The sequence below is a fragment of the Pseudomonas sp. F9001 genome, from assembly GCF_013385435.1.
Taxonomy (GTDB): domain Bacteria; phylum Pseudomonadota; class Gammaproteobacteria; order Pseudomonadales; family Pseudomonadaceae; genus Aquipseudomonas.
In genome coordinates, this window is record NZ_JACAPX010000038.1 from 17580 (window position 1) to 29223 (window position 11644).

Here is an 11644-nt window from a genome sequence, read left to right on the forward strand (position 1 = left end):
CTTTATTGTTGTTAATTAAATAGTTCTACTATTTACTCGGCTGCAGGGCTGATTTATAGCCAATATCGCAAAACATGCAATATAAAATAAGACTAAATACAGCGGAGTGACTGCCCCATGAACACTGAAAAACAGCCCGGCGCGCAGGCGATGTACCCGGACCTGCGGGATAAAACCGTGCTGATCTCCGGCGGTGCTTCCGGGATAGGCGAGGCCATGGTGCGTGCCTTCGCACGCCAGGGGGCCAAGGTAGCCTTCGTGGACCGGGCGCAAGGGCAGGGCGACCGATTGGCGGCGATATTGTCGGCCGAGGGCCATGCCGTCGAATTCGCCCATTGCGATATCACCGACGAGATCGCGTACAAGGCCGCGATAGCGTGCCTGGCGCAGAGCCTCGGACCGATCGACGTGCTGGTGAACAATGCCGCCAACGACGTTCGGCACACCCTGGATGAAATCGACTCGGAGCGGTTCGACCAACTGATTTCGGTCAACCTGAAGCACGGTTTTTTCGCGGCCCGGGCCGTGGTGCCGATGATGAAGGCGGCAGGCGGCGGGTCGATCATCAACCTGGGTTCCATCGGCTGGATGATGGCTTCCAGCGGCTACCCGGTATACGCCGCCAGCAAAGCCGCCGCCCACGGCATGACCCGGGCCCTGGCGCGGGAGCTTGGGCCCAGCCGTATCAGGGTCAATACGCTGGTGCCGGGCTGGGTGATGACCGAGAAACAACTGGCGATGTGGGTGGATGACGCGGCCCGGGAGTTGATCGCCCGCAGCCAGTGCCTGCCGGGCAGTGTGGAGCCGGAACATATCGCCAATATGGCGCTGTTCCTGGCCTCTGATGTATCGGCGATGTGTACCGCACAGAACTTCATTGTGGACGGCGGCTGGGTCTAGGCCGGGGAAGCGTCGCCATCCCGGATGCAACGAATCGCCGCCCGGGGCCTCATACAGTAACGAACGGTGGTTCATATGCAGCCACCGCAACCGACTACTTCATGGGTGCAGGTGATTGATTTATGACGGACGCCGATAAGAAACATGTGGCCTGGCTGGTGGAACAATCGATGCTGCATGCCGCCAAGCAGCGCGCCAGGCTCTACTCGGGGCAAGGCCGGTTGTGGCAACAGCCGTATGCCCATACCCGGCCCCGTGATGCTTCAGCCCTGGCATCGGTGTGGTTCACGGCCTATCCGGCGTCCATCGTCACCCGTGAAAACGGCAGCGTACTCGAAGCCCTGGGGGATGAGACTTTATGGCACGCGCTGTCAAAAATCGGCATCCAGGGCATTCACAACGGCCCATTGAAACGCTCGGGCGGTCTATCCGGCACCGAGCACACCCCCACCATTGACGGCAATTTTGACCGCATCAGCTTCGACATCGACCCGCAACTGGGCACCGAAGCCCAGCTTCAGGCGCTGGCCCGCATGGCCGCCGCGCACAACGCAGTGATCATCGACGATGTGATCCCGTCCCACACCGGCAAGGGCGCGGACTTCCGCCTGGCCGAGATGGCCTACGAAGACTATCCCGGGCTCTACCACATGGTGGAGATCCGCGAAGAAGACTGGCCGCTGCTGCCCGACATCAGCGAGGGCCGCGATGCGCAGAACCTCAGCCCGCAGCAGGTCGACGTGCTCAGGGACAAGCACTACATCGTCGGCCAGTTGCAACGGGTGATCTTCTTCGAGCCCGGGGTCAAGGAAACCGACTGGAGCGCGACCGATGTGGTCATCGGCGTGGACGGCAAGCCCCGGCGCTGGGTGTACCTGCATTACTTCAAGGAAGGGCAGCCGTCGCTGAACTGGCTGGACCCGACCTTCGCCGCGCAGCAGATGATCATCGGCGACGCCCTGCACGCCATCGACGTAATGGGGGCGAAAATCCTGCGCCTGGACGCCAACGGTTTCCTCGGTGTGGAACGAAAACTGGAAGGTAACGCCTGGTCTGAAAGCCATCCGCTGTCCATCACCGGCAACCAGATCCTGGGCGGCGCGATTCGCAAGGCGGGCGGTTTCAGCTTCCAGGAACTGAACCTGACGGTGGACGACATCGCCGCCATGTCCCACGGCGGCGCCGACCTGTCCTACGACTTCATCACGCGCCCGGCTTACCAGCACGCGTTATTGATGGGCGACACCGAATTCCTGCGCCTCATGCTGCGGGAGATGCACACCCTGGGCATCGACCCCGGCTCGCTGATCCACGCCTTGCAGAACCATGACGAGCTGACCCTGGAACTGGTGCACTTCTGGACGTTACACGCCCATGACACCTACCTCTATCAGGGGCAGACCTTTCCCGGCGGCATCCTGCGCGAGCATATCCGTGAGCAGATGTACGAACGCCTGGCTGGCGAACACGCACCGTATAACCTGAAGTTCGTGACCAATGGCGTGTCCTGCACCACCGCCAGCATCATTACGGCGGCGCTGGGCATTCGCGACCTTGAGGCGATTACCCCGGCGGATATCCAGCAGATCCGCCAGATTCACCTGCTGCTGGTGATGTACAACGCGATGCAACCGGGGGTGTTTGCACTGTCCGGCTGGGACCTGGTGGGCGCATTGCCGTTACCGGCGCAGGAGGTGGCCCACTTGATGCTGGATGGCGACACACGCTGGATCCATCGCGGCGCCTATGACCTGGTGGACCTGAATCCGGATGCGGAGCAATCCGCCGGGCAGATGCCACGCCCGAAAACCTTGTATGGCAGCCTGATCAGCCAGTTGGCCGACCCGGATTCGTTTGCCTCGCAACTGCAAAGAATCCTCGCGGTGCGCCGAGCCTACGACATCGCCGCCAGCCGCCAGATCCTGGTGCCGGATGTGCAGCACCCGGGGCTGTTGATCATGGTGCACGAGCTGCCGGCGGGCAAAGGTACCCAGATCACGGCGCTGAACTTCGGCTCGACGCCGATTACTGAAACCCTGCACCTGCCCGATATTGCGCCCGGGCCGGTGGTGGACATCATCAATGAGCGGGTGGAGGGCGATCTGACACCCGAGGGTGATTTCACCATCACCCTGGATGCGTATGAAGGCTTGGCGCTGCGGGTAGTGATCTGACCCACTGATCCACTGCAGGAGCGAGCAAGCTCGCTCCTACACGGGGACCGGCTGTTCCGCCTCCTGATGGTGCGTGGAGCCAATGAACATATACATCGCCGGCACCATGAACAGCGTCAGCACGGTACCGATCGACAACCCGGCGAAGATCACCAGGCCCATGTCATGCCGTCCCGCAGCCCCGGCACCGGAGGCCCACACCAGCGGCACCACGCCCAGCACCATGGCGGCGGTGGTCATCAGGATCGGCCGCAAACGCACGCCGGCGGCTTCTTCTATGGCCTCACGCTTGCTGTGACCGGCGCGCTGCAACTCGTTGGCAAACTGCACGATCAGGATCCCGTGCTTGGTGATCAACCCCAGCAACGTCACCAGGCCCACCTGGGTGTATACGTTGATCGAGGCAAAGCCCATGGTGATAAACGCCAGCGCGCCGAAGAGTGCAGGGGGCACCGAGAACAGGATCACCACCGGGTCGCGGAAACTCTCGAACTGAAACGCCAGGGCCAGGTACACGATCAGGATCGAAAACATCAGCAGGCCGAAGAACCCGCCGGATTCCTGCATGAACTGGCGTGATTCGCCGGAGAAGTCCGAGGTGTAACCCGACGGCGCAATATTGGTCAGAATGGTGTTCAGTTTCGCCAGCAGTTCGCCCTGGGCCACGCCGCTGACGCCCGACAGGGTCGCCGAGTTGAGTTGCTGGAAGTGGTTGATGGATTCCGGCTGGGTCGAGGTTTCGATATGCGCCACGGTCCGCGCCTGGATCATGCTGCCGGATGGGGTGCGGATGTAGTAATCGAGAATCTGGTCCGGGTTGAGGCGATCAACCTGCAACACCTGGGGAATCACTTTGTACGAGCGCCCGGCAGTGGAGAAGTAGTTCACGTAGTTGCCGCCCAGTGCCGCGGACAGCGCCGCACCGACGTCGGCCTGGGTCATGCCCAGTGCGGCGATTTTTTCCCGGTCCACCACCAGCTTGGCTTGTGGCTTGTCGAGTTTCAGGTCCATGTCGGAGAAATAGAACAGCTGTTGTTTTTGGGCCTCGGCCACCACGGCCTGGGCGACTTCGTTGAGGTTTTCCACCGAGTCGGTGGTGGTGATCACGAACTGCACCGGCAAGCCCTGGGCGCCCGGCAGCGATGGCAGCGGGAAGGCGGCGATGGTCGCGCCCGGCACCTGGTTCCATTTCTGCTGGAGTTCCAATATCAGTTGGGCTTGGGAGCGCGAGCGGTCGCCCCAGTTTTTCAGCAGTACACCGCCCAGGCCCTGGTTGAGGATAGGCAACCCGGTCAGCTGGAACATCTGCGCGTATTCCGGCTCTTTGTTGGCGATCTGGAAGGCCTGGTCGGCGATGCGCTCCATCTGCTGCGGCGAAGCGGTGGGCGGGCCCTTGATCTGCATGAACACCAGCCCCTGGTCCTCGGTGGGCGACAGTTCGCTTTTGGCGGTCATGCCGCTGGCGGCCACCAGCAGGAACAGCACAAAACCAAACGTCACCAGCACCGGCCATACGTTCAGGCCGCCCGAGAGTACGCGGTGGTAACGGCCCCGCAACCAGTCAAAGTACTGATCGAGCTTGCGGGCGAAACGACCTTCTTCCTGCCCGGTCTTGAACAGCCGGGACGTCATCATCGGCGAAAGCGTCAACGCCACCACGGCCGACACGGTCACGGCACCCGCGAGCGAGAAGCAGAACTCCTTGAACAGCGCACCGGTAAGGCCGCTGCGCAGCCCGATGGGCACGTAGGCGGCGATCAGCACCACGGTCATCGCGATGATCGGCCCACCCAGTTCCCGGGCGGCAACCAGCGCAGCTTCCAGCACGCCTTTGCCTTCTTCCTTGATATGCCGGTCGACGTTTTCCACCACGATAATCGCGTCGTCCACCACCAGGCCGATCGCCAATACCAGGGCAAGCAGGGTCAGCAGGTTAATCGAGTACCCCAGCAGGTACATGATGAAGAAGGTCCCGACCAGCGACAGCGGGATCGCCACCAGCGGCACGATCACCGCGCGGAACGAGCCGAGGAACAGGTAGATCACCACCGATACAATGATCATCGCCTCGACCAGGGTCTTCACCACCTCATAGATCGAGGTGTTGATGAACTCCGTGGAGTCATACACGATCTCGCCGCGTACCCCGGTGGGCAACTGGGATTGCAGCTCGGGGAAGGCCTCGCGCACGCTGTCGGCCACCGTCAGGATATTGGCAGTCGGCGCCGTCTTGATGCCGATGAACACCGAACGCTTGCCGGAAAACGCCACGCTGCTGTCGTAGCTTTCGGCGCCGAGGGTGACGGTGGCCACGTCCTCCAGGTACACCAGGGCATCGCCTTTCTGCTTGACCACCAGCCGCTTGAATTCATCCACCGTGTGCAAGTCGGTCCCGGCCGTCAGGTCGACTGTCACCGTTTGCCCGCGGGTGGAACCGACCGCAGACAGGTAGTTGTTGTTGGCCAGGGCAGTGGACACGTCCTGGGCGGTCACGTTATGCGCCGCCAGTTTGTTCGGGTCCATCCAGGCGCGCAGGGCGAACTGGCGCCCGCCGAGGATTTCTGCGGTTTGCACGCCCTGGATCGAGTCCAGCTTGGGCTTGACCACCCGCACCAGGTAATCGGTGATGTTGTTGGTGGGCAGGGTGTCGCTGTAGAAACCCAGGTACATGGCGTCGGTGGTCTGCCCGACCGCCACCGTCAGCACCGGTTCCTGGGACTGCGCCGGCAGTTGGTTCTTGACCGAGTTGACCTGGGTGTTGATCTCGGTGAGGGCCTTGCTCGCGTCGTAATTCAGCCGCAGCGTGGCGGTAATCGTCGAGACACCGGTGATGCTCGTTGATGACAGGTAGTCGATGCCCTGGGCCTGGGCGATGGCCGATTCAAGCGGCTGGGTGATAAAGCCGGCAACGGTGGAGGCGTCCGCGCCGTAGTAGGCGGTGGTGATGGTGACCACGGTATTTTCGGTGCGTGGCCATTGGTTCACCGGCAATTCGAAGATCGAGCGCAGCCCCAGGATCAGGATGAACAGCGAGACAACAATCGCCCAGACCGGCCGCTGAATAAAGGTATCGGTAAGCTTCATGGGACACCTTTAGTGTTCTTGGGGAGTCGGCGCAGGATCGTTCAGCGGCGCGGCGCTGTTATCGACCTTCACCGGCGAGCCATTCTTGAGCTTCATCTGGCCGCTGGTGATCAGCAGATCGCCTTCCTTCACACCCGACAGGATCGCCACCTGATCGCCCCGGGTCGGCCCGGTCTTGATGAAAGTCTGTTGCGCGGTGAGGACTTCCTCACCCTTGTCGTTCTTGCTCGATGTGGCAATGAATACCGTGGTGCCGTAAGGGTTGTAGGTCACCGATGTCTGCGGGACGGTGAGGTAGCGCTGCGTCGCACCGGAGTTGACCACGGCGCGGGCAAACATCCCGGGCACCAGGTTCTGTTTGGGGTTGTCGACGGTGGCTTCCACGGTGACATTGCGCGTGGTGGCGTCGAACTGGGTGTCGATGGTGCTGATCTTGCCGGTGAAGGTTTGATTCGACAGGCCGTCGGCCGTTACCGAAACCCCTTGGCCGATGGCGATGGCCTCCATTTGAGTCTGGGGCACCGTGAAGTCGATGTAGATCGGATCGAAGGTTTGCAGCGTGGCGATCTTGTCGCCGGGGTTGAGGTATTGGCCAGGGTTGACGCTGGTGATGCCGATGCGCCCGGCAAAGGGTGCGCGGATGGTTTTTTTCGCCACCAGCGCGCGCTGTTGTTCGGCGGCGGCGAGCTTGGCTTTGAGGTCGGCGGTGTCAGTGTCCACTTGTGCCTGGGAGATGGCGTTAACCGCCAGTTGCGCCTTGTCACGCTTGAGGACGATCACCGCCAGGTCGGCCGTGGCCTCAAGGGAATGCAGTTGCGCGATGTCCGAGTCGGCATTCAGTTGGACGAGCAGCGCCTGGGCCGCCACTTCTTGCCCGGGCGTGAAGCCGATGGTGCGCACGATGCCGCCCACTTCAGTGGTCACATCCACCCCCCTGACCGCTTTCATTGAGCCCACGGCGCTGACATTCGGTTGCCAATCACTGAACGGCACCTTCATGGCCGTGACCACGGAGGCGGGCAGGGGCATTTTCGACTGGGCGATCAGCGCCGAAATCTGCACGAACTTCACCCCGGCAATGATCGCCACAATCACCAGCACCACCACGATCATGATGATCATCGGCCGCCACAGTCGGCGCTTGCGCGGTGCGCCGGGCTCGGTGGGCAGGGGAGAGGCGGTTATGACGTCAGCCATGGATGTTCTCGCTGTTTCAAGAGTTCAGTTCAGTTGAACCGTGCCGAATCGGCAGGCGCTGCCTCGTTCCTGGCCGGCATGATCTCGTTCCACGAAGGCAGGCCGAACCGATCAGGCCGGCCCTTGGTGGCAGGGTCCACATCGGTACGGTTCCACCATCCGCCACCCAATGCCTGGAAGAGCGCGGTGGTGTCGCTGTAGCGGGAGGCCTGCGCCCTGACCCGGGCCAGCACCGTGTTCTGGTAGGTTTGCTGGGCCGTGAGCAGGTTGATGTACGCCACGGCACCGAGTTTGAACTGCGCCTGCACCAGGTCCAGGTTGGCTTGGGCAGAGCGCTCGGCCACTACCTGCTGGTTGAGCGCATCGGCATCCGCCTCCAGCGCCCGCAGTGCGTTGGCCACGTCCTGGAACGCGCCGATCACCGTGCCACGGTAGCGGGCTGCCGACTCGTCATAGGCGGCCACGGCAGCGCGTTTGCGATGTTCGAGTGCGCCGGCATCAAAGATCGGTTGGGTGATCGACCCGGCTAGGCTCCAGACCCCACTGCCCGCTGAAAACAATTTGGTCCCGCTGGCCACCGTGGAGCCCACCGATCCGGTAATGCTGAACTGGGGCAACTGATTGGCGACGGCCACGCCGATATTGGCACTGGCCTGATGCAGTTGCGCCTGCGCGGAACGCACATCTGGCCGCTGGCCAACGATGGCCGAAGGCAGGCTGAGCGGCAGTTCTTCGGGCAGGTGCAGGGAGGCGAGGTTGAAGCGCTCCTCCCGGTCCTGGTTGGGAAACCGGCCGAGGTAGGCCATCAACTGGTTGCGGGTCTGGGCGAACTGCTTTTGCAGGGGCGGCAAGGTGGCACGGGTTTGCGCCAGCGCGGTCTGTTGTGTGAGCACGTCGGAGTCGCCGATCGCACCCAGCCGGCGCTGCGCCTGCAGGACGTCGAGCTGATCACTCTGTAGCCGAATGATGGTTTCGGTGGCGGCGATCTGGTCGCGTATAGAGGCCAGGCTGACTGCGGTGTTCACCACGTTGGAGGTCAAGGTGAGGTAGGTCGCCTCCAACTGGAAGCGTTCGTACTCGGCCTGGGCCGAGGTGGATTCAATTTGCCGGCGCGTGCCGCCGAACACATCCGGGGCGTAGGACACGCTCAGCGACGCCGAACTCACCGTGAGAATCGGCGACTCCGGCAGGCCCGAGGTGACGCCCGATACTTTCTCGCGGGCTTTCTGCACGTTGGCGCTCACCGAGGGAAACAGCGACGCCTGGTCGGCATAGACCAGCTCGTTGGCCTGGCGCAATGCCGCCTGCGCGGCGGTGACATCCGGGTTGGCGCGCAAGGCTTCCTCCACCAGCGCGTTCAGTTCCGGTGAGCGGAACAGCGTCCACCATTGCCCGGGAATATCCATCCCGGCGATCAACCGCTGCGCCGCACCGCCGGTGTCGATATCGGCCTTGGCGGTGGAGGTGAGTTTTTCTCGTGAATAATCGGCGTTCGCCGGCACCTCAGGGCGCGCGAAATCGGGCCCGACGGTGCATCCGGCGAGGGCGATGCACAGCAGGCTCAACGGAGCCAGAAGGTGGGGTGGTCGAAAAAGGGCGCGGCTGTGCGCCACTGGTTGCGGTGCCGATGCAAGCTGCCGAGGCTGCTCTTTCATATTTACTCTGATTAATCAGTTGGTTAACTGCTTTATTTGTTGAGCAATGAGTGCGCGGGCATCGGGCCATACGGCTGAAAAAATGGCGCGAGAGTCGCCGAATTCAAATCAGTGTAGGTGGTGCAGGCGGGTACGCAATGTCCGTGCGCGCCGACCACCCACAAAAATGCATTTAACGCATTAATATCGAATTAGGTTATGCGTTATAAGTATTTTACATGCAGCCGTCAGCCCCTCATCGTAGCCCTCCCTACGAACACTGCCGAGACCGCACGCGCGGATCGACTTTCAATGCTTGAGAAGGCATCTGGAGACGAACGTGCGTTACCTGACAAAACTGGCGGCCGGGTTGGCCGTCACGCTGCTGTGCCTGACCGCGAACGCGCAAACGCTGGTGGTCGGAGACCAAAGCTACAACGCCCAGGCCGTGATGGAAGCGGCGGGGGTGCTGGATGATCTGCCCTACACCCTTGAATGGAAGCAATTCACCGCCGGGTCTCCGGTGGCGGAAGCCCTCAATACCAACAGCCTCGACATCGGCCTGCTCGGCGATGCGCCCGTGCTGTTCCTCGGTGCACTCGGCGCACCGATCAAGGTGATTGCCATCAGCCGGCAAAACCTCGAGGGCGTGGCCATCCTGGTGAAAAAGGATTCCTCGATCCACAGCCTTGCGGACCTCAAAGGCAAGCGCGCCGCCATCTGGAAAGGCTCCTGGAGCCAGCAATTGCTGCTGACCGCACTGGATAAGGCGGGCGTGCCGAAAGAGGCCCTGGAGTTGCGCTACCTCAGTGCACTGGATGCTTCCCACGCACTGGAAGGCGGTTCGGTCGACGTCATCGCCACCTGGGAACCCTACGTCACCCAACAGGAACGCCAGGGCGCACGGGTATTGGCGACCGCAGACGGGCTGATCCCGGCCCAGAGTTTCGTCGCCGCCAGCACCAGGGCCGTCGATAACAAGCGTGAGCAAATCAGCGATTTTCTCCAACGCCTGAAGAAAGCCCGTGACTGGACGCGCCAAAGCCCGGCCAACACCGACGCGTATGCAGATGCCTGGGCCAAGCGCACCCGCGCAGATGCCGACATTGCCCGCGCCTGGTTTGCCCGGGCACGCACGACGGTCGAACCGGTGACAGCCCAGTCGCCTGTAGAAGCACAAAAGACCGTGGACTTTTTCGCAAGCCAGGGACTGGTCAAGTCTTACCCGGCAGCCAAGCTGTTCGACGACTCCTTCGCGGCGTCCTTGCAACCAGCCGTCGCCAGAACCCAGCCCTGAACGTTTCCAGGAATACGTAGGACATGACTAAAAGACAGCTCAAACTCGGCGCCCTGACCATGGGCTGCGGCGGGCCCGGCCGCCACAATCTGTGGCTCGACCCGCAATTGCCGGCCGATGCCAGCGTCAACGTCGACTGGTACATCGACATTGCACGCCAGGCCGAGGCGGCATTGTTCGACTTGATGTTCATCGTCGACAGCCAATTCATCACACCGGGTTCGCCATCCCACTACCTGAACCGGCTGGAGCCGCTGACGCTGTTATCGGCACTTGCCGTAAGCACCCGGCACCTGGGCCTGGTCGGTACGCTGACGACCTCTTACAACTCGCCCTATAACGTCGCGCGGCGCCTGGCCTCACTCGACCTGATCAGCAAAGGCCGCGCCGGCTGGAACGTGGTCACCAGCGGCGACGCCGGTACCGCCGGCAACTACAGCCGCGACGAACATTATGACTACGACACCCGCTATGGCCGGGCGGCCGAACACGTCCAGGTCGTGCAGGGCCTGTGGAACTCCTATGAGGAAGATGCCTTCGTGCGTGACCGCGCCACCGGCCGGTTTCTCGACCCCGCCAAACTCCACAGCCTGAATCACAAGGGCGAGCACTTTTCCGTGGTCGGGCCGCTGAATATCCAGCGCTCACCCCAGGGCCAACCGGTGATCTTCCAGGCTGGCGATTCGGAACAAGGCCGCGACCTCGGCGCAGCCACGGCCGATGTGATCTTTACCCATGCGGCCAGCATCGAGCAGGGCCAGGCTTTTTATCGGGATATCAAGGGCAGGGCGCTGCAACATGGCCGTGACCCGAAGCAATTGCTGGTGATGCCCGGCGCCGAGATTTATGTAGGCGATACCGATGAACAGGCGCGTGAAACCGAGCGGCACTACCATCAGGCCGACCACAGTTTCGAGCTGGCGCTGAAGGAGTTCGGACGCAATTTCGGCTGGCATGATTTCAGCCAGTACGACCTTGATGCGCCGTTCCCGCAGGAGAGCCTGGAGGCGGCACGCAGCAGCTTTTTTACCGCGGCCAAACGCATTGCCGATCAGGCACGGGAGAAAGGTTTTACATTGCGCCAGGCGGTGGAGTTCGGGCGGCAACTGCGCCTGGGAGCGTTTGTCGGATCGGCGGATACCGTCGCTCGGAAAATGGCTGACTGGCTTGAAGCCCGCGCGGTGGATGGTTTCAATATCTACATCGGCCATCCGGAGCAGTTCAAGCGCTTCACGCACGAGGTCATCCCGTTGTTGCAGGAGCGCGGCGTGTATCGCACGGCTTATGAAGGTACGACCTTGCGCGAAAGCCTGGGATTGAAGATTCCACGGTTTGCGCGCAACGGCGGCGGTTGACTC

7 protein-coding genes are annotated in these 11644 nt (G+C 62.1%); 4 read left to right on the top strand and 3 right to left on the bottom strand.

Annotation, left to right across the window (positions count from 1 at the left end):
* The first annotated feature begins 117 nt into the window (after window positions 1-117).
* Both HX818_RS27600 and treS read left to right on the top strand, forming a co-directional pair.
* Window positions 118-900: an SDR family NAD(P)-dependent oxidoreductase gene (locus HX818_RS27600; RefSeq protein WP_003217767.1), complete on the top strand. Its 783-nt coding sequence runs from the start codon at window positions 118-120 to the stop codon at window positions 898-900.
* 122 nt (window positions 901-1022) lie between these two features.
* Window positions 1023-3074, top strand: coding sequence for a maltose alpha-D-glucosyltransferase (treS, locus tag HX818_RS27605; RefSeq protein WP_008433350.1), 2052 nt, complete (start codon window positions 1023-1025; stop codon window positions 3072-3074).
* A 36-nt stretch (window positions 3075-3110) separates the two neighbouring features.
* Here the strand turns inward: treS and HX818_RS27610 are convergent, their stop codons facing one another.
* From HX818_RS27610 to HX818_RS27620, 3 genes are all read right to left on the bottom strand, one after another.
* Entirely contained in the window at window positions 3111-6158 is a 3048-nt protein-coding gene (locus HX818_RS27610) for an efflux RND transporter permease subunit (RefSeq protein WP_177021088.1), read from the bottom strand.
* 9 nt (window positions 6159-6167) lie between these two features.
* Window positions 6168-7280 carry an efflux RND transporter periplasmic adaptor subunit gene (locus tag HX818_RS27615; RefSeq protein ID WP_008433355.1) on the bottom strand — a complete coding sequence of 371 codons (1113 nt, stop codon included), beginning with the start codon at window positions 7278-7280 and terminating at the stop codon, window positions 6168-6170.
* Between the two features lie 104 nt (window positions 7281-7384).
* A complete protein-coding gene (locus tag HX818_RS27620; protein WP_256346325.1) occupies window positions 7385-8920 on the bottom strand; it encodes an efflux transporter outer membrane subunit in 1536 nt (511 codons plus the stop codon).
* Window positions 8921-9329: 409 nt separating this feature from the next.
* Here HX818_RS27620 and HX818_RS27625 point away from each other — a divergent pair, with 409 nt between their 5' ends.
* Together HX818_RS27625 and HX818_RS27630 are read left to right on the top strand one after the other, a co-directional pair.
* On the top strand, window positions 9330-10286 hold the full coding sequence (locus HX818_RS27625; RefSeq protein WP_177021089.1) for an ABC transporter substrate-binding protein: 957 nt from the start codon (window positions 9330-9332) through the stop codon (window positions 10284-10286).
* Between the two features lie 23 nt (window positions 10287-10309).
* The gene (locus HX818_RS27630; protein WP_177021090.1) at window positions 10310-11641 is read left to right on the top strand and encodes an LLM class flavin-dependent oxidoreductase; all 1332 of its coding nucleotides are present in this window, start codon (window positions 10310-10312) and stop codon (window positions 11639-11641) included.
* Window positions 11642-11644: the final 3 nt, after the last annotated feature.